General features: G+C 58.5%; 16 protein-coding genes. All 16 read left to right on the top strand.

Annotated elements, in window-relative coordinates; all coding sequences use genetic code 11:
- Position 1 precedes the first annotated feature (1 nt).
- The 16 genes from ABD002_RS03810 (at position 2) to ABD002_RS03885 (ending at position 18,571) form a co-directional block, all read left to right on the top strand.
- Positions 2 to 1,810 (top strand): J domain-containing protein, encoded by a 1,809-nt coding sequence (locus ABD002_RS03810; protein WP_343787320.1) that lies wholly within the window; start codon positions 2 to 4, stop codon positions 1,808 to 1,810.
- The gene (locus ABD002_RS03815) at positions 1,807 to 3,036 is read left to right on the top strand and encodes a tetratricopeptide repeat protein (RefSeq protein WP_343787322.1); all 1,230 of its coding nucleotides are present in this window, start codon (positions 1,807 to 1,809) and stop codon (positions 3,034 to 3,036) included. Before ABD002_RS03810 ends, ABD002_RS03815 begins: the two co-directional genes overlap by 4 nt.
- Before the next feature lie 139 nt (positions 3,037 to 3,175).
- On the top strand, positions 3,176 to 3,559 hold the full coding sequence (locus ABD002_RS03820; RefSeq protein ID WP_343787324.1) for a hypothetical protein: 384 nt from the start codon (positions 3,176 to 3,178) through the stop codon (positions 3,557 to 3,559).
- Positions 3,560 to 3,859: 300 nt separating this feature from the next.
- The gene (locus tag ABD002_RS03825) at positions 3,860 to 5,023 is read left to right on the top strand and encodes an acyltransferase family protein (protein WP_343787326.1); all 1,164 of its coding nucleotides are present in this window, start codon (positions 3,860 to 3,862) and stop codon (positions 5,021 to 5,023) included.
- A 310-nt stretch (positions 5,024 to 5,333) separates the two neighbouring features.
- Entirely contained in the window at positions 5,334 to 6,725 is a 1,392-nt protein-coding gene (locus ABD002_RS03830; protein WP_343787328.1) for an O-antigen ligase family protein, read from the top strand.
- A gap of 227 nt (positions 6,726 to 6,952) precedes the next feature.
- Positions 6,953 to 7,342: a sugar 3,4-ketoisomerase gene (locus ABD002_RS03835; RefSeq protein ID WP_343787330.1), complete on the top strand. Its 390-nt coding sequence runs from the start codon at positions 6,953 to 6,955 to the stop codon at positions 7,340 to 7,342.
- Positions 7,339 to 8,457 carry a DegT/DnrJ/EryC1/StrS family aminotransferase gene (locus ABD002_RS03840; RefSeq protein ID WP_343787332.1) on the top strand — a complete coding sequence of 373 codons (1,119 nt, stop codon included), beginning with the start codon at positions 7,339 to 7,341 and terminating at the stop codon, positions 8,455 to 8,457. The genes ABD002_RS03835 and ABD002_RS03840 overlap by 4 nt, the downstream gene beginning before the upstream one ends.
- Before the next feature lie 178 nt (positions 8,458 to 8,635).
- Complete coding sequence (locus tag ABD002_RS03845) at positions 8,636 to 9,259, top strand: methyltransferase domain-containing protein (protein ID WP_343787334.1); 624 nt, start codon at positions 8,636 to 8,638, stop codon at positions 9,257 to 9,259.
- Positions 9,252 to 9,893 carry a class I SAM-dependent DNA methyltransferase gene (locus tag ABD002_RS03850; protein ID WP_343787336.1) on the top strand — a complete coding sequence of 214 codons (642 nt, stop codon included), beginning with the start codon at positions 9,252 to 9,254 and terminating at the stop codon, positions 9,891 to 9,893. Before ABD002_RS03845 ends, ABD002_RS03850 begins: the two co-directional genes overlap by 8 nt.
- A gap of 6 nt (positions 9,894 to 9,899) precedes the next feature.
- Positions 9,900 to 11,048, top strand: coding sequence for a glycosyltransferase (locus ABD002_RS03855; protein ID WP_343787338.1), 1,149 nt, complete (start codon positions 9,900 to 9,902; stop codon positions 11,046 to 11,048).
- On the top strand, positions 11,045 to 12,505 hold the full coding sequence (locus ABD002_RS03860; protein WP_343787340.1) for an MATE family efflux transporter: 1,461 nt from the start codon (positions 11,045 to 11,047) through the stop codon (positions 12,503 to 12,505). The genes ABD002_RS03855 and ABD002_RS03860 overlap by 4 nt, the downstream gene beginning before the upstream one ends.
- Positions 12,502 to 13,686 carry a glycosyltransferase gene (locus ABD002_RS03865; protein ID WP_343787343.1) on the top strand — a complete coding sequence of 395 codons (1,185 nt, stop codon included), beginning with the start codon at positions 12,502 to 12,504 and terminating at the stop codon, positions 13,684 to 13,686. Before ABD002_RS03860 ends, ABD002_RS03865 begins: the two co-directional genes overlap by 4 nt.
- The gene (locus tag ABD002_RS03870) at positions 13,667 to 14,518 is read left to right on the top strand and encodes a class I SAM-dependent methyltransferase (RefSeq protein ID WP_343787345.1); all 852 of its coding nucleotides are present in this window, start codon (positions 13,667 to 13,669) and stop codon (positions 14,516 to 14,518) included. Before ABD002_RS03865 ends, ABD002_RS03870 begins: the two co-directional genes overlap by 20 nt.
- The gene (locus tag ABD002_RS03875) at positions 14,515 to 15,579 is read left to right on the top strand and encodes a glycosyltransferase (protein ID WP_343787347.1); all 1,065 of its coding nucleotides are present in this window, start codon (positions 14,515 to 14,517) and stop codon (positions 15,577 to 15,579) included. Before ABD002_RS03870 ends, ABD002_RS03875 begins: the two co-directional genes overlap by 4 nt.
- On the top strand, positions 15,579 to 17,531 hold the full coding sequence (gene asnB, locus ABD002_RS03880; RefSeq protein WP_343787349.1) for an asparagine synthase (glutamine-hydrolyzing): 1,953 nt from the start codon (positions 15,579 to 15,581) through the stop codon (positions 17,529 to 17,531). The genes ABD002_RS03875 and asnB overlap by 1 nt, the downstream gene beginning before the upstream one ends.
- The gene (locus tag ABD002_RS03885) at positions 17,531 to 18,571 is read left to right on the top strand and encodes an EpsG family protein (RefSeq protein WP_343787351.1); all 1,041 of its coding nucleotides are present in this window, start codon (positions 17,531 to 17,533) and stop codon (positions 18,569 to 18,571) included. The genes asnB and ABD002_RS03885 overlap by 1 nt, the downstream gene beginning before the upstream one ends.
- The last annotated feature ends 8 nt before the right edge of the window (positions 18,572 to 18,579 follow it).

Genomic DNA, 18,579 nt, shown 5'->3' on the forward strand with positions numbered 1-18,579 from the left:
GATGGGCGGCGACGCACTGGAGCTTGCGCTGGCCCTGTACCGAGCGCCAGCCCAGCGCTTCGCGCTGCGCGGCCGACCGCTGCCTGATGATATTGACGTGGTGATCAAATTGGCCTCGGGCAGTCGGCTTCTCTTGCAGGACGCGGCGAATCGACACCGCGCGCAGGAAGAAACCATTCTCGAGGCATCGCGATTTTATCTGCAGCAAGTCTTGTTTGCATCCGACGCTGATGCCTATCGTGTCCTGGGGCTTTCATCCGACGCGTCACCGGATCAGATTCGCGAGCACTATCGCTGGTTGCAGCACTGGCTGCATCCGGATCGGTGCGATGACGATTGGGATTCTCTGCTGGTCACCCGAGTGAACTGGGCGTGGCAGCATTTGCGCAACAGCTCCTCTCGTCGTGCATATGACGCGGAACGCGAATACTCCAAGTCACCAAACAGCGCAGGTCGTGACACCGTTGTGTCAGCGGTAACAGGCGAGTGGCAAGCTGTTCCCTTGGAACAGCGACGCGGCACGTGGCCGAACCGTATCGCTCTTGGTATGTCGTTCGGTAGTTGCTTGGGATTGCTCTATCTGGCGTTGACGCGTCTTGATCCGATGCAGCCAGAAGGCGTTCCCATCGGACTCACAGTGCCCGTTGCGGCCGGGCCGCGTACGGCGATTGAACCGCATCGTACCAGTGCGACGCTAGCGGTGAAGAGGACGGAGGTCGCCGCGGTTGCTGTTGGTGAGCATCGATTTCCTGTACGCGACAGAACCGAAGATTCAGCGGCGCCCATGCCGCCGCACGCGGCTCCGATTATTGCGGGGATACCGACACCGGTCGCTGTCCCCGCTGAATCGAAGATACGGTCACGTCCAGTAGTGGCGTCAGCAAGTACCACGATGCCAGCCGATATCTGGGTATCTGCGACGGCGAATCTCGCGGCCGATCCCGGCGAGCCCAATGACAACGCTGACAACGCTGCAGGAGTGCAAGCCGCATCCCCGCACCTTGTCGCGGCGAACGCACGGCATCACTACAAGACCGGTGCTGCGCAGAGCGACGATGTGATCGCCACGCCAAATCTGTCGGCGAGGACCTATCCCGAAGCGGTTGTTTTGGCCGACCCCAAATCAAGCGTTGAGCGTGCGAGCGCGGTAGTGCCGGGCGCGAGTGAGCGCCCGGCCGAGTCTGATTCGGTGACGGCCTCGAAAACAGGTCGTCAACCCAGATCCATTGCTGATCCCCTGGACCATGTACTCGGACCGACGAATTCCAACTTGGCGGATAGTATGACCCTTGAAATGCCTGCCAACGTGCTTGACAGCGGCGCGAGAAAACAGCGTGTGGCGCCAGCCGCGTCGGCGCCGACACAATCCAATTCGACGTCGGCACCGGCAGCCGCGCGCAACGAACAACTATTGTCCGAAACCTTCGCGCAAAGCGCCTCTCACGTATCCGCACCTTCGGTTGACGCAGTCGCTCGCGTCGAGCTGGCGCGTCAGCGCGTAACGGACTTGACTGCGTATTTTGGTGGCTTCCGCACACCGTCTCCGCCCGTCTGGAGCAATGCGGGTGGTCAGATAGGCGCGGAACGAGAGCATATTGCTTTGCACGATCGCACTCAGTTGCGCGCCGCGGGCGAATTTGAGGTCACCGATGGTACTTGGCGGATATCCGATGATGCTGCCGCGCTCAGTGCCGAATACTGCCTGCACAACGGGCGCATTGTCTCCGAATCGGGTCACTTTTCTCTGAGCATGATCTGGCGGGAGCGGATGTGGTTGGTGACGCGCGTCGAACTGGTGCCGGCTCCGTGATAACGCTGCAGCGATGCGTAGTCTTTTCTGTTGCGTTTCTCGTGGCTGGCGTGACAGCGTGGCGGGTCATCGTCACGAATTTTGCTGACCGTTACGCCAGCGTCGAGCCGGAGCCTGCACTGGCTTTGGAGCCGCATCATCCAGGCGCTTTGCTTGCGCTCGCACAGCGTGAGTTGAGAGACAAGCATCCGCAAGCCGCTGTAACAGCCGCACGTGAATTGCTACGCCATGAACCTCTGGAAGGGCGCGCTTTCAGTGTGCTCGCCACCGCAGCAGAGGAGGTCGGTGATATCACCCAGGCGCGCACTCTCTACGAGATAGCAGTGCTTCGCGAACCACGCGATCTGCACAGCCGAGCCTGGATCATTGAGGCCTTACTGCGCGACGGCTATTACGACGAAGCGCTTGCTCAAATCAACGTCCTTTTGCGGATCTCGCCGGGGCAGGGGAGCAAACTGTTTCCGGTATTGGTCAAGCTTGCCGATGCGCCCGAATTCTCGCAGGCACTGACACGAATTTTGGGTAGCCAACCGACGTGGGGAGATGGCGTCCTCTCAGCATTGCTGGCCCGCGGTAGCGTCGGCGCTGTGGACGCGGTTTTCGGCGCTTTGCAGCGCGAGGGCATCCTATCCGTCGAAGAAAGTGGTCGCTGGCTCGATCGTCTGATCAAGGCAGGCCTATGGGGTGAGGCCTACAGTCGCTGGGCGGGCGGCTTGGCGCTTGCGCCAGGCGAGGTGTTGCCGGTCGTATACAACGGTGGCTTCGAGACTGAACCTACCAATATAGGCTTCGATTGGCGCATTTCGAATTCTGCAGGTGTGACTATCGGCCGCGTTCCCGCCATCGGCGCGACAGGCGCATTTGCAGCCAAAGTTGCCTTTTCAGGTCGCAGGGTTCCGCAAGTCAATTTCGAGCAAACGCTGCTGCTGGCACCGGGCACGTATCTGCTACATTTTCGCGCACGCGCTGAGGCTTTAAGTAGCGACAGGGGATTGCAGTGGGCAATCGCTTGTCAGGGAGAGCGCGCGCCGCTTGCTGTGAGTGCGTTGCTCGAAGGTAGCTTCGACTGGAGGCAATTCGATACCCCCTTTGTCATTCCCGCGAACAATTGCCCAGCCCAACGGCTGCGGCTGCACAATCCCGGTGCCGCAGCTGCCGGAAAAACAGTATTGGGCGACATCTGGATAGATGACGTCGCGATCTCGGCAACCATCGTGCCAAGGTGAAAATTTTGCCCACTAAAACACTAACGACTAGGGTATTGCCTCAGTGAATGGGTTGATCTAGACTCGATTTTAACAAGCTCTAATAAGGAGCATAGGTATGTACACATCGGCTATGTACAAATCAGCGTGGAGTGCGACCTTGTCCGTGGTCGTTGCAGCGATATCGCTTCCGACCTATGCGCAGCAGGACTTGCAAGACTCAAACTTGCCGACACTCCAGGTGAATAAGGGCGTCGTGATGTCCAGCACAGGCGGAGATTTTGTTACCGTCGCTACGGGTAAGCAGCTGACGAAGGATGAGCGACTGATGGTCACCAAGGACAGCTCGGCTACGGTTATATACAAACACCATTGTCAGCTCGCCTACGACAAGCCGGGTGTTTACACCATCGAGGATGAGTGCCGAGCCGGCGTCCTGCCTGGCGGAGCCGGAACCGTGGCGATCGTCGTCGCGGACGTCGTGGCCGCTGGGGTGATCGTTGATAACCTCAGTAACAACGATAGTCAGCCGATAAGCCGCTGATCTGGTGGGCGAGATTCTCGGGTCGACGGTATAGACGTGTTGCAAGAACTGCCTGGGTTCAATGATCCGGGACGCTTTGTTGGACTGGCCTGCCTTTCTCCAACGTTTAGCGTGCATGCCAGTGCATCATGGACCACCGTCACTGGCATCATGCAGCTATGTGTCAATACGCGACGACGAATGCACGGGCTCTCCTGACGAGGGGAGTGCGACAGTTGACGATGCCCGTCGGTATTTCACTGCGTGACATCTGGCTGGCCATTATCGGATGGGGATGCGATAGATGGGCGGCTTTGAGCTATGACCCAGAAGCTGCAATGGCTGGAAGTGATGCGTGGCGTCGCGGCGTGCTGGGTGCTGGTTTACCACGCCAATCAGTCTGTGACTAACTTCATCGGTCCCTCGGGAGAGCCGCACGTATTGATTTCGAATGGGTATCTCGGTGTAGATTTCTTCTTCGTGCTGTCGGGATTCATCATCGCCTATTCCAGCAATCGGCTTCTTGAGACGGGTCGCGGGCTCGTCGACTACGCGAGAGCGCGGATAGTTAGGGTCTATGTTCCCTATCTGCCAATAGGCACTACGATGTTTATGCTGTACCTGGTGTGGCCGCACTTGAGTGCTGCTGACCGTTCACCTGGGTTGTTGACATCGCTGACCCTTTTGCCATCGAACAGTCCACCCGCGCTGTCGGTCGCGTGGACTTTGGTTCATGAAATCATTTTTTATGCGTTGTTCTCCCTGTTCTTCTTGTGGCGTCACGCGCTCTGGAGCCTTCTGGCGTTGTGGGCGATCTCCATTGGCTGCTACGTGTGGCTTGGCCAGCCGCTTGCGCGAGGCCTGGAATATCTGCTTTCACCGCTCAATCTCTGCTTTCTTCTGGGGGTTGCCGTGTATTACCTGACGCGCAAGGGCGTTGCTGCGAGGGTTGCCATCGCGGCTGCCGTGGTCGGCGCAGTTGTTGTTGTATTTGAAGCAAGTCAGCAGCAACCGAGCCGCTGGCTACTCGCACTCGGATTTTCCGCGCTCATCGTAGGAGCTTCGTCGGCAACAGCGAGGTGTTGGAATCCGAGGCGATGGATGATGACGCTGGGAGCTGCCTCCTATTCGATTTATCTCAGTCACGGCCCGGTTTTGTCCATCGCCGTGCGTGGGTTTCGCCGCATCTTGCCGGACGCGGGATCACTTGCGGCCCTTCTCGTGATTTCCGTTTTTTCGCTCGCAGTAGGCTTGGTATATTGCTTTATATATGAACGACGCGCACTCGTGGTCGTTCGCGAATTTTTTACGGCGACAACGTTGATGGCCGCAATGGAATTGGTGTCGTCAGCGCTTCGTCGTGTTGAAACGAAAAACGTGAGCTTGAACGGAACGATTCGACCACAATCACGCGCCAACGCTCTGCTGCAATCAATTCGTGTCAATTCAAGGTTACTTATTCAAAGACAAAAATGTTTGGGATGAGCGGGTGGGTGGAGCTTTTGTGGTATATCGAAGCGTCTGTGCGATGTCTCGGCCACATAGCGAAGATGGAACTTTTCCGCTGCGAGGAGACGATGTGCTGCATACGAAAGCCGATACCACCGAAATGATTCACGTAGTCTGCTGCCGGCTAGATGCTGATGGAACGCGGGATTGCCAACTTCGCGCGCTGATTCACGATTACTACGTCGCGAGAAGATGAAACGAGGAACCTAAGCTGTCCCCGTGTCGATGCCGCCGCCTCTCGAGGTCGCAAATTGCTTCAATGGCTTCAGCAACGCGAGGAAACTGGGTGAATTCGCCAATGCATTCCGAGGCACAGGCGCAACGCCACGACCGCCCTCTATTCATTCTGATGTGCGTGCTCCTGATCGTGTGTTTTGTTACCGGAGGCAGCTCCCAGGAAAGCGGGATCGGCGTCATGAGCGCGCAAGTGTTGGCCATCCCGGTTCTGCTCTATGCGCTGACGCGATTGATAGCTTGCAAGTGCCTCGGATCAGTGAGATTTGGCACCGGAGTGGTAGCGTTGATCGTACTGATTCCATTCCTGCAGCTTCTACCGGTCCCGGAGTGGTTGTGGAGTCTGTCGCCGGCGCGCGTATCGCTTCAACACGACCTCGCCGCAGCCGGTGTGACCGGGCCTCGTTATCGCTGGAGCCTGGTGCCTGGCGCGACTGAACGTGGCTTGCTGTTGCTGCTGCCGGCCGTAGCGCTGTTCTTCGCCACCATCACCCTGGGGCGAAGCGCATTGCGCCGCGTCTTGAGCGTCGTAATTGGCCTTGCTCTATTCAGCATGCTGCTGGGGATCGCGCAACTCGGCGCAGAACAACACAGCATTCTCAATCCCTACCCGCAGTGGGTGCCGGAGATGGGCGGCGTGTTCGCCAACCCCAACCACCAGGCAACAGCTCTCGCGATGGCGCTGGTGTTATCGGTCGCCCTCATGCTCGATGCGCGTCGTCGCGCCCGGCCCGGTGATGGTGCGCACGCGCTCCCATGGGTTTACGCCGCATTGGCCGCGTTGTTTGTGGTCGCGATTCCGATGACAGGATCGCGCGCGGCACCGATTATCGCTATCGTGCCGACGGTCGCGTTCGTCTTGGCGTGCGGGGCGATTCCGTTCGACCGTCTGCGCCACCACCTTCCCACGCAGTTGTTCTTCCTGATCACCATGACTGCGTTGGTGATCGGCGTCTACAGTGCGATGAGTTGGACGCGAGGCGACAAGGTCGACGCGATACGCTCCATGCTGGCGGAGCAAACGACAATGATCGGTTTCGCGCAAGCGCCACTGGGCGGCGGCATCGGCGGGTTCATTCCACTGTACTCTCAAGGCGTCGATGCTTCCGTGTTGCGCGACGAATACATCAACAGCGCGCACAACGAATACGCCCAGTTGTGGCTTGAAGGTGGCGTGCTTGCAGTATTCGGCTTGCTGGCCGCCTTCGCCGTGCTCGGTCTCAGCGTGCGCCGATTGATGAAGCTGCCTGCCCGATCAAGTTCACGCACGACGGGTTTGGGCGCCATGATGGCGTTGTTGGTCGTGATCCTGCATTCCTGGGTCGATTATCCTTTGCGTACGCCGGCACTTCTAACTGTTTTTGGATTGTTGGGGGGCGCTGTGGTGAAGCTCGCGAGCGACGATGCTGGCGCCCCATTTCAATTGCTCGCCGACCGTGCGTAATGAAGACCCCGGCCCGACCACGTGTTGAATCTGGGTAGCGTGTTCCTCCTGTTTCCGAGTGGCTACGACATGGGCAGTACCGTTTGACACTGAAGCTGCAGACTGATGCACATCTGCCACCTTGCCGGGCAAGTAGCCACACTCAGTATTTGGTTTGTCGCCCCTAACTTCGACAGTGCAGCGTGCTCTGACTTGGAGGCAATATGGATCTAAGCTTTGCAAAGTGGGTGGAACTGCAGAACAAGCTCGATCCTAGAGGTTGCTTGACAATCGCCAATCAGGAGGAAATCTCCTTTCCCGTCTCTCGGGTCTTCTACGTTTACGCAGTGCCGGAAGATTCCGAACGTGCCGTGCACGCCCATCGCACCACCGAGCAATTTGTTATTGCAATCCATGGTTCCTTCTCGCTTGATCTCACGGACGGTCAGAAAACTCGCACGTATTTGATGAATGAACCGACGCGAGGCGTCTACGTCCCGCCCATGATATGGGACCGTCTGTACGACTTTACGCCAGATGCGATCTGCCTGGTTTTTGCCAGTACTCCGTACGATGAGTCCGACTACATTCGCGACTGGGATAGCTACCTGGAAGTGATGAAGGAGATCCGGGGATGAAGGTTTCCTTCTTGGAACTTGCTCCTGCGTATCGCGAACTGCAAGCGGAGATCGATGAGGCATTCCATAAAGTTCTCGTCAAGGGTTGGTACGTCCTCGGAGAGGAAGTCGCTTCCTTTGAGCAAGAATTCGCGGACTACCTTGATGTAATGCACTGTGTTGGCGTAGCCAGCGGATTGGATGCTCTGGCGTTGTGCCTGGAGGCGCTGGAAGTTGGCAGCGGACATGAGGTCATTGTTCCATCGAACACATACATAGCAACCGCGCTGGCGGTTACTCGAGTGGGCGCCAAGGTCGTCTTCGTCGAGCCAGATCCGCTAACCCGCAACCTCGATCCCAGTGAAGTACAGCGCGCGATCACATCGCGTACGGCGGCTATTTTACCCGTTCATCTCTACGGATTGCCCGCCGAGATGCAGGCGATTCGCAAGATTGCCAATGATCATGGACTGCATGTGATCGAGGATGCTGCACAGGCGCACGGCGCCAGATATTTCAACAAGCGCGCCGGTGGGCTGGGAGATGTTGCAGCGTTTAGTTTTTATCCAGGGAAGAACCTCGGAGCATTCGGCGATGGCGGGGTGGTCGTGACCGACGACGCCGCGATTGCGGAGCGAATTCGGACGCTACGCAATTATGGGTCGCGGGTGAAGTACTACAATGATATGCGAGGGCACAACAGTCGCCTTGACGAGCTCCAAGCTGCAGCTTTGAATGTGAAGCTTCCCTATCTCGATGCGTGGAATGCACGAAGAAGACACTGGGCACAGCGTTACAACGAAGCCTTCGCACAGATTGAAGGTCTCGTTCTGCCGATCGAGCCAGAAGGCTGCGAATCGTGCTGGCATCTCTATGTCGTCGGTACAGAGCGAAGGAGTGAGCTGCAGCACTATCTCGCAGAGCGCGGCATTGGAACGCTGATTCACTACCCATTGCCGCCTTACCGACAAAGAGCTTACGCAGATCTTTTGATTCCACCGGGCACTTTCCCGGTGGCTGACGAACTTGCCAATCGGGTTTTGAGCCTTCCGATCGGGCCACACCTCAGTGAAGAAGGCATCGCGTATGTGTGCGAATGCGTAACAGGATTCTTCAAACGCGACCGTCGCGTCTGATTCTCCAGCTGGGAGCTTTTGAATGCCGGCTTGTAAGGACTGTCAATGGCGGGATGGGGATGTCTGCCGCGTTCATGAACGTGCGAAACGTGAATTAATGCGTCCGCTACCCCCGCCACCAACGGGTGCGTGCGCGGTAGCGATTGTGGATTCGTATCTTCCGCTAATCCGTCCCGGCATGAGCGTTCTGGAGATCGGCTGCGGCACGTGGTCGAAGATCAAGGATCATTGTCAGATGATCGGCTCGGACTATCACGGACTCGATGTCTTGTCCGAATACTATGGGATTCCGACGATTGCCACCCGGTTGGAAAATCTAGCGGAACTATCATATTCCGACGAATCTTTCGACATCGTCGTCGGGAATCAGACGATGGAGCACTGGGGTGAGCATGGCTGTACGCTGGAATGGGGTCTCTATCAGTGTTTCCGCGTGACAAAGATAGATGGCCTGGTGTTGCTCAACGTGCCGATTCATTTTCACGGCACCAAAGAATTCGTCCATGGACGCCTCGATGTCATGAGGGACCTCTTTTCGAAGTTCTCCAATAGCGCAACGATGGAAAGGTGGGGTAGTCCAACGGATCCCCTGCCACCGTACTATCCTCACCCGGACTATGAGGCTCTTCGTGGGAAGCCTGCATACGTGCTGGATATCCGCGCCTCGCGTGACCGGGCGCAGCTGCCTCGGGCGAGCAATGCGCTTGGTTTTCACGGTAAGTTGGCCCAGATATTTCACTATTCCGCGTCTTACAATTCGTACAGGCTTATGAAGAAGCTGCGGGGGTTGCGTAGTGTTTGAAAACAACTACGGCCCCTATCTGCCTCAGGATCGCGACTGTCGCGCCCTCGACATCGGCTGCGGGTCGGGGCGAATGCTGGCGTATCTACACGAGAAGGGTTACAGGAACCTACGCGGGATTGATGTAGATCCCAACGTCTTGGCGCTGGCTCCGGCGCATGTTCGCAGCTATCTCCAGCACATATCGGATCTTTCGCAGTTCCTGCGCGACAACAAGGCGCAATTCGATCTCATCATTGCGAAGGATGTCCTCTACTATTTTCCAAGACATGAAGCGCTGCAGCGAATGCGCGAAATCTCGGACGCCCTCTGTCCGGGAGGTATGATCATTGCGGAAGTTTTCAACGCCGCCCTCCTAACCGCTGGATACACCGCTGCCAAAGACGTTGGGATCCAGACTATGTACTCGGAGCAGTCGCTTCGCAGTCTGTTGGAGGCTGCAGGTTTGGATGTGGCAGTGGTTCGTGGGGCAGTGCTTGGGCAGGGCCGCTGGCGGCGTCCATTTTACGCCTTGGCGGCTTCCTTATGGCGCATGGTGACGAAGCTGATTTACTTGCTAGAGCGCGGTGTTGATTCGCAGAATCCGAAGATACTTGCCAAGAGCATTCTTGCTGTCGCACGGCGACCAGGTTGAGCTGCGATGACTCGCGTCCTGCATATCTGGAATGACTATTCTCCTGCGTTATTTGATCAGAGTCATCCGGTTGCGATCGAGCATGGCCTGGTTTCAAGGCTTGTGGCTGGTCACTTGATTGCGAATGGCGCGGCGCTTCTGCCGGAGACTTATGTTCTCCGACAGACGAGCGCGATAGCGCAGAGTTCAGCAGCGTTTGGATGGCGTATCTATCGGCGTGCGCGGCGTATTTTTTTTTGGCAGTTCTTCCAGCGTTTTTGCGCAGAGCACGCGCGCCAACATCGCCCCGACCTGGTGCACGTCCATTTCGGCACTACCGCCGCAAACCTTTTGCATTTTTTGCAGAAGAGCAACGGACCGGTGGTTGTGTCGCTATATGGTGTGGATGCGAGCGCTGCGCTCTCCGATCCGGTTATCGTGCAGCGCTATCGCCAATTGTTTGCGCGAGGATCGGTCTTTGTTGTTCTCAGCGAGGTTGTGCGTCAGCGGTTGGTGGATATCGGTTGTGGCAACGACAAGATTCGCATCATCAACTTGCCGGCGGGTATCGAACACTACCCGTTTCGGTCGCGCGAGTTCGATGGCACGACCCGATTCCTCATCGTGGCACGATTCGTGGAAAAGAAAGGGCACGCTGTATTGCTCCGTGCGTTCCGCGAGGTGGTGGATGCGGGGAGGCGGGTTCATCTGACCATGATGGGATATGGTCCATCCGGTTGGTTGGAGGAGATGGTCAGGGCACTGGAGCTCGAACATCACACCACCCTTATAAACAACGGCCTGAGTCCGAATTTTGTCAGCCTTTTCAATCGTCTCCTCTCTGAGCACGATGTCTTCCTGGCCCCCTCGACCACGGCCTCAAACGGGGACGACGAAGGAGGGCCTGCATTGACCATGGTCGCTGCGCAGGCGGCGGGAGTGCCGGTGATCGCCACGCCTTTTGTGGGCGCGGAACTCTCGCTGATTCCCGGAGAAACCGGGCTGTACTGTGAGCAGGACGACGCAGGCTCCTTGGCCGATCGTATGCTGGAACTGTGTGCCCAGCCCGTACTCTGGAAGAAATTTGGCGAGAATGGCAGCCGATTGGTACACCGGGAATTTTCTCGGGACGGCTATGCGCAGGCGCTTCTTGGACTCTATGCAGAACTGACGTGAGAGCGTTACTCGCCCTCCCTGTGATCAACCGATTCGTCAGCGGCGGCGGGCTTGGCGCTGTCAAGCTCATCGCCGGTTTCGTGCGGGTAAAGATGCTCGCGATTGCGATTGGTGTGGCGGGACTTGGCATCCTGGCTCAGGCCGTGCAATTCAACCTGGTCGCGATTGCGCTGACGTCTATCAGCCTCGCAGTGGGCATCATCAATCGCATACGACAGCCTGCGAGACTCGGTGACCCGGAGGCCGAGCGCATTACCAGGGGAACAGCATTCGTCTCGCTGCTCGGATTGATTGGGCTGTACACGTTCGTAGTTTCCTGGAACGCCACGTTCATTCTGGATACCGTGTTCCGCGGCACGATCTCGCGCTGGCAGATCCTTCCGGTGCTGATGGGCGTGCCGTTCTCTGTCATCGCTTCCGGATATATCGAGGGAATTTTTTACTCGCGTGATCGCTACGATCTCTATGTCAAAGCGTCCATGATGGCGGCGCTGATCGAGCTGGGGCTGTATGTTGGGTTGGTATATGCACGGGGTATTTCCGGCGCGCTCTTTGCACTCGGCATCAGTAGCGCAACACTGCTCGCTTCTTATTTGTGGTACCTGCGAAAGATCGGGGACTCGTGGCGAAACGTATTTCCCATTGTGTTCGATCTCCACGAGTTCGTTGTTCTGTTTCGCTTTGGCGCAGTCATGCTGGCTACCACCGCTCTAGGTTACCTCTGCGTGCTGTACGTCCGAAGCGAGATGCTTGCGTTGTACGGTGCCAGGGCCAATGGTCTGCTGCAAGTGGCGCTGGCTTTCAGCGCATATTCCCTACCGTTCATCACGAATGGCGTCTGGGGGCATCTGCATCCGATGGCGAGCAAGCTTGGAGATACGCCGGAGGTCAGAAAGGAATTGCTCGGCGTGCTGCGTGTGGTGATGATCCTCAGCTCGCTCGCTTCGCTGGGAGCACTCTGCCTCCCGGATGTGTTGATCAGCATCGCTTACACCAACGCCTTTATCGATGCGACCAGATTCTTCCCGGCGCAATTCGTGGGAGATTTTTTCTATTTCTTTGCATTCACCTTGGGGGTTTTCTTCCTGGCGACATCGCAGCTGCGTACTTACATGGCTGGATGGATCGCTTATTACGCAATTTATTTGATTGGCAGCAAAATTCTATTTCCATACATCGGGCCTTTGGCGCCAGCTGCCGCGCACGCGCTGGCGAGTTGCACGATTGCAGCCTGCGGCGCGGTCTGGTTGCTCCTCGTTGCGCAGATAGGGTTCCGCCAACTCGCCTTGTTCTGGATAGGTACCTTCATGGTGGGTGCCGCCGCTCTGCTGCTTTGGTACGAGACGCCGCTCTGGGTTCGGCTCAGCTATATGTTGGCGCCTGTATTGATGTATGGAAAGTTGTTTCTCGACTGGAGAAAATCCACAAGAGAGAGGCAATGGTTGGCTGCTTCATGACAGCCATACTGTTCATCTCCTACGATGGAATATTGGAGCCACTGGGGCAGTCGCAGGTGCTGGCATACCTTGAGCGCCTGGTCGCTGGGCGTCGGATCCATCTGCTCAGCTTCGAGAAAGCCGAAGACTGGGCTGACAATGCCAGATGCAATGATGTCGCTGCGCGTATTCGGGCGGCCGGAATCCATTGGCATCCGCGCCGCTACCACAAGCGGCCTTCTGCGCTTGCCACCGCCTACGACATCATGATCGGCGCACTGACGGCGCTATGGCTGGTCGTGCGCCATAAGGTGCGGATCGTGCACGCGCGGAGTTATGTCGCCGCCGTCATGACGATGACGGTCAAATCAACTGCCGGATCAAAGTTCGTGTTCGATATGCGTGGGTTCTGGGCGGACGAGCGCGTCGATGGTGGGTTATGGCCTCGCGATGGCCGGCTGTATCACATCGCCAAATGGTTCGAGCGGCGCTTTCTATTGAGGGCCGACCATGTGGTGTCACTCACCCATGCAGCGGTACGCGAGATGGAGCGATTTTCGTACCTGCAAGGGTGCATGCCACCGATCACAGTCATCCCGACGTGTGCCGATTTGGCCCGATTTGCTCCGGTTGATGCGCCTCGCGGAGGCTTTGTGCTCGGTTATGTCGGCTCTGCCGGGACCTGGTATCTGTTCGATGCCGCCGTGGCCTGTTTCGGTCGACTGCGGACGCTCCGCCCGGACGCGCGGCTATTGATCATCAACCGTAACGAACACGCCTACGTCCGTGAGCGCATTGCAGCTGGCGGGGTGCCGATGGAGGCCGTGGAGTTGCGCTCGGCCGAACATGCCGAGGTTCCGGCGCAGATGGCGCGGATGCACGCGGCGGTCTTTTTCATCAAGCCGGTATTCTCGAAGCAGGCGTCCTCGCCGACCAAACTCGGCGAGCTCCTGGGTTGCGGCATACCTTGCCTCGCCAACGCCGGAGTCGGCGACATGGCGCAGATATTGCGCGACGATGAGGTGGGTGTCGCGATTGACTGCTTTGATGCAGGCGCCTTGGACCAGGGGCTGCGACAGTTGATGGACTTAGTGGACGCGCCAGGCATTCGCGCGCGTTGCGTCGAGTCGGCGCACCGGCATTTCTCGCTGGATGAGGGGGTGGCGCGCTATCGGGCAGTCTATGAAAGTCTGGGCGGGTGAGCACGTGAAACGGAATTTGGACCCTGCCACCGTCAATAGCTTTGGTGATGAATGGTTGCGTTTTGATCAATCTGCATTGTCCGACGACGAGGCGAGCACGATCTTTGATGCGTACTTTGCCGTGTTTCCATGGGCGGCCTTGCCTGCGGGAGCATCAGGCTTCGATATGGGCTGTGGTTCGGGGCGATGGGCGAGATTGATGGCGCCGAAAGTTGGGCATCTTCACTGCATTGATCCTTCCGGTGCGCTGGAGGTCGCCAGGGGGGCGCTGGAAGACGAGCCCAATGTCAGTTTCCATCGGGCGGCAGTCGACGATGAGCCACTGCCTCCCAACAGCCAGGACTTTGGCTACTCGCTCGGGGTGTTGCACCACGTCCCGGATACGGCCGCTGCGATCCGTTCCTGTGTCGCTATGCTCAGGCCTGGTGCGCCTTTTCTGGTGTATCTGTATTACGCGTTCGACAACCGATCAACCGCATTCAAAATGATGTGGCGCTTCTCGGATCTGCTGCGACGCGTGATTTGTCACATGCCAGCGCCGCTCAAGCACTCCCTCACGGACGCGTTGGCGTTTGGCGTTTACTACCCGCTGGCGCGTTTGTCTCTGCTATTCGAGTGGTTCGGATTGAGCGTCGCCGGCATGCCGCTGTCCTATTACCGCCGCCGCAGCTTCTACACCATGCGAACGGATTCGCGGGACCGATTCGGCACGCCACTGGAACGTCGCTTCACGCGTGATGAGATTCGGACGATGATGCATGCTGCCGGGTTGCGCGATATCGTGTTCTCGGATTGCGCGCCTTATTGGTGCGCGGTGGGCATCAAGCAATGATCAAGGTTCTCGGCTTGGCGCTATATGGCCCTTTGGCGGCGAGCACGCGCTGTCGTCTCGGTCAGTATGTCCCGGGCTTGGCAGCGCATGGCATCGACTTGCAGATTAGCCATCTGCTCGGTGACGAGTATCTGCGTCGTCGGTTCCGCGGTGCGGTCATGCCTTTTGCCGCCCTGTTTGATGCAGGCTGGCGCCGCATGGCAGATCTGCGGAATCAGTGTGCTTTCGATGCAGTCATACTGCATTGCGAGCTGTTTCCGCTGATGCCGGGTTGGCTGGAACGCGTTTTGCTACGGCGGCCCTACGTGTATGACTTCGATGATGCGCTCTATCTGAAATACCGCACGCGGCGGTTGAGGGCATTGCGGCCGATCCTCGGAGGGAAGTTTGATCGGGTAATGGCAGGGGCTGCGGCTATCACCGCTGGCAATCACCTGTTAGCTGAGTATGCGCAACGGCGCAACACGAATACTCATTTGTTTCCGACCGTGGTCGATACCGAGCGCTACCTCCCGGTGCGATGTTCCCGTGGGGACATGTTCACGGTGGGGTGGATTGGGTCTCCCTCGACAGCTCCGTATCTGTCCGCGCTTGTGGGTCCGCTGTCGACAATCGGCAGGGAAGGGCCGGTGCGACTGGTCGTCATCGGCGGCAAGGCGCCCTATGTCCCTGATGTCACTGTCGTGGAAGTCGAGTGGCAGGAGCGGACGGAGGTCGAGCTGATCAATATGTTCGATGTTGGAGTGATGCCTCTGCCAGACGATGAATGGGCCCGAGGAAAATGTGCGTTCAAGCTGATCCAGTACATGGCATGCGCGGTTCCCGTCATCGCCTCGTCGGTGGGAGCCAACCGCGATGTGGTGCAGCCTGACTGTGGGTTGCTGGCCACGACGCCGCAGCAGTGGGTAGACGCGCTTCGCATGCTGCGCGACGAGCCGGCATTGCGGGAAGTTATGGGGCAGGCGGGACGCGGGCGTGTAGCGCAGCATTATTCCTTGCAGCGGAATCTGCCGGTGTTGACGAAGGTAATCCGCGAAATCGTTGCAGGAGCGACTAGCTGATGTGTGGCCTGACCGGTTTCTGGCAAACGGATCGAACCGAAGCCGGTGCCATGGCCGCGATTTCGGTATGCATGGCCGAACGGATCGCGCATCGCGGCCCCGACGATTCGGGCGCGTGGGTCGATGCAGAGAATGGCATCGCGCTGGCGCATCGCCGGTTGTCGATCCTCGACCTGTCGCCGGCCGGGCTTCAACCGATGCTGTCGGCCAGCGGGCGCTATGTCATCGTCTTCAATGGCGAGATCTACAACCACCTGGCATTGCGCCAACAACTCCACGCGGACGGCGACGCGCCAGCGTGGCGCGGGCATTCCGATACCGAAATCCTGGTCGCCTGCATCGAGGCCTGGGGGTTGGAGCGCGCACTGAAAGCCAGCGTCGGCATGTTCGCACTGGCGTTGTGGGATCGTTCGCAGCGCACGCTTAGCCTCGCGCGAGATCGCCTTGGCGAGAAGCCGTTGTATTACGGATGGCAGGCCGGGGTGCTGCTGTTCGGCTCGGAGTTGAAGGCGTTGACGGCGCACCCTGCGTTCGAGCACCGCATCGACCGCGATGCGCTAGCGCTGCTGTTGCGTCACAACTACATCCCGGCACCGTATTCGATCTGGCGTGGCATCTCGAAGTTGCCGCCGGGTACGCTGCTCACGCTCAACGAAGGTCAGCGCGTTGTTGCGCCGGTTGCCTACTGGTCCTTTTCAGAAGCCGCAGAAGCCGGACAGAGGAACCCGATCGCACTGAATGGCACCGAAGTGACTGACGCGCTGGAGCGCGTGCTGCGACAAGCCACCGCTGGGCAGATGCTGGCTGACGTACCGCTGGGGGCACTGCTGTCGGGCGGCGTGGATTCCTCGACGATCGTCGCGTTGATGCAGGCGCAATCAATGCGGCCAGTGAAGACGTTCAGCATCGGTTTTCACGAGAAAGCCTTCGACGAGTCGGTGCATGCCGCCGCGGTGGCGCGTCATCTGGGCACCGATCATACCGAGCTGTTCATGCATGCAGGCGATGTCCTCGATGCAGTGCCACGCCTTCCCTTGTTGTACGACGAGCCCTTCGCCGACAGCTCGCAACTGCCGACTGCATTGGTAATGTCGCTTGCACGTCAGCATGTAACTGTCGCCTTGAGCGGTGACGGCGGCGATGAGGTGTTCGGCGGCTACAACCGCTACTTTGCGGCTCCCAGAGTATGGAACGTGCTGCGGTTCGTGCCGCATCCGCTGCGCCAGCAGTTTGCACGACTGCTGATCGGCGTTTCAGCATCGCAATGGGACCGGTTGGCGCGACCATTTGCAGGCCTGCTGAACCAGGCGCAGATCGGCGACAAGGCACACAAGCTGGGTCAGGGCCTGCTAGATGTTCGTAATCTCGACGAACTCTACATGGCGTTGGTGACCCAGTGGGAGCAGCCTGAAAATGTCGTTCGTGGAGCGGTTCGCCGGCCAACGACAATTTCACGGCGCGAAGCATGGCCAAGGTTGGCCGAGGCAATCCACCGGATGATGGCCGTCGATACGTTGAGTTATCTGCCCGACGATATCTTGGTCAAGGTGGACCGCGCCGCGATGGCCGTTTCGCTGGAGACACGCGCGCCGTTCCTCGATCACCGGGTGGTCGAATTTTCCTGGTGCTTGCCATCATCGATGAAATGCGCATCACGGCAAGGCAAGATCGCGTTGCGGCGGGTGTTGTATCGGTATGTACCGCAGAACCTGATCGATCGGCCGAAGATGGGTTTCGGTATTCCGCTGGATAGCTGGCTGCGCGGCCGCTTGCGTGACTGGGCCGCAGCCTTGCTGGATGAAGCCAGGCTTCGACGGGAAGGGTACTTCGAGCCAACGCAGATTCGCCGCGTATGGGAAGCGCATCAGCACGGTAATCGATCATTCGGCTACCGCTTGTGGTCCGTGTTGATGTTCCAGGCGTGGTTGGAGACTACGGGGCAGGGACAGTAATGCTGGTCTACTGGATACTGTTCCTGCTGCCGGCCGTAGGGGTGGCGTTTCCGCTGCGATTGCCGCGCCGCCAGGCGCTGGTGATGTTCCTGTTGGTCGCCGCAGTGATAGCGGCGTTCATGGGTTTGCGGGACCAAGTCGGCGGCGACTGGTTCAACTATCTCCCTACTTTCGACTATATCAGCACACTCGACTTTGCCGGAGCGTTGAGCTTCGGCGATCCTGCCTATTCATTGCTGAACTGGATAGCAGCACGGCTGGGCGGTGACATCTACGCAGTGAATCTGGTCTGCGCTGCGATCATGATGATCGGTATCGGGCGCTTTTGTCGCAGCCTGCCCAATCCCTGGCTGGCGCTGCTGGTGGCCGTGCCGTACACGCTTATCGTTGTCGGCATGGGTTATACCCGCCAGTCGGTCGCGCTGGGACTGGTGATGCTCGGGCTGGTCGCGTTGGGGCAACGCCGCACGCGCGCGTTCGTGATCTGGGTAGCGTTGGCGGCCTTGTTCCACAGGACCGCGGTGCTGCTGATTCCCATCGCCGCGATTGTCACCACTCGACGGCGGGTGTGGACCGCGTTTTGGGTCGGAGTCGCGTTCGCAACGGTGTACGTTCTGCTGCTGCAACCCGACACCGACACGTTGTGGGCCAACTATGTCCAGGCGCAGATGCAGTCGCATGGTGGCTTGATCCGGGTGCTGATGAACGCGCTACCCGCCGCGCTGCTGCTCCTGTTCCGCAAACGGCTGGTCGAGGACCCGCAGAGCCGTCGACTCTGGAGCTTGTTCGCGGGCCTCGCACTGGCTTGTGTACCACTGGTGTTCATGGCCTCGACAGCGGTGGACCGCATGGCGCTGTACCTGATTCCTCTGCAATTGTTCGTGTTCTCACAGCTGTACCTGCTGGCACGCACCACGAACACACGAACCCTGATTGTCGTTGGGGTGGGCGTGTATTACGCGGCTGTACAGTTCGTATGGCTGAACTACGCCGTGGATGCACCCTATTGGGTGCCATACCACTTCATGCCATGGTCGTGAGCGCATGC

It is taken from the genome of Dokdonella soli (genome assembly GCF_039523175.1).
In the GTDB taxonomy this organism is placed as follows: Bacteria; Pseudomonadota; Gammaproteobacteria; order Xanthomonadales; family Rhodanobacteraceae; genus Dokdonella_A; species Dokdonella_A soli.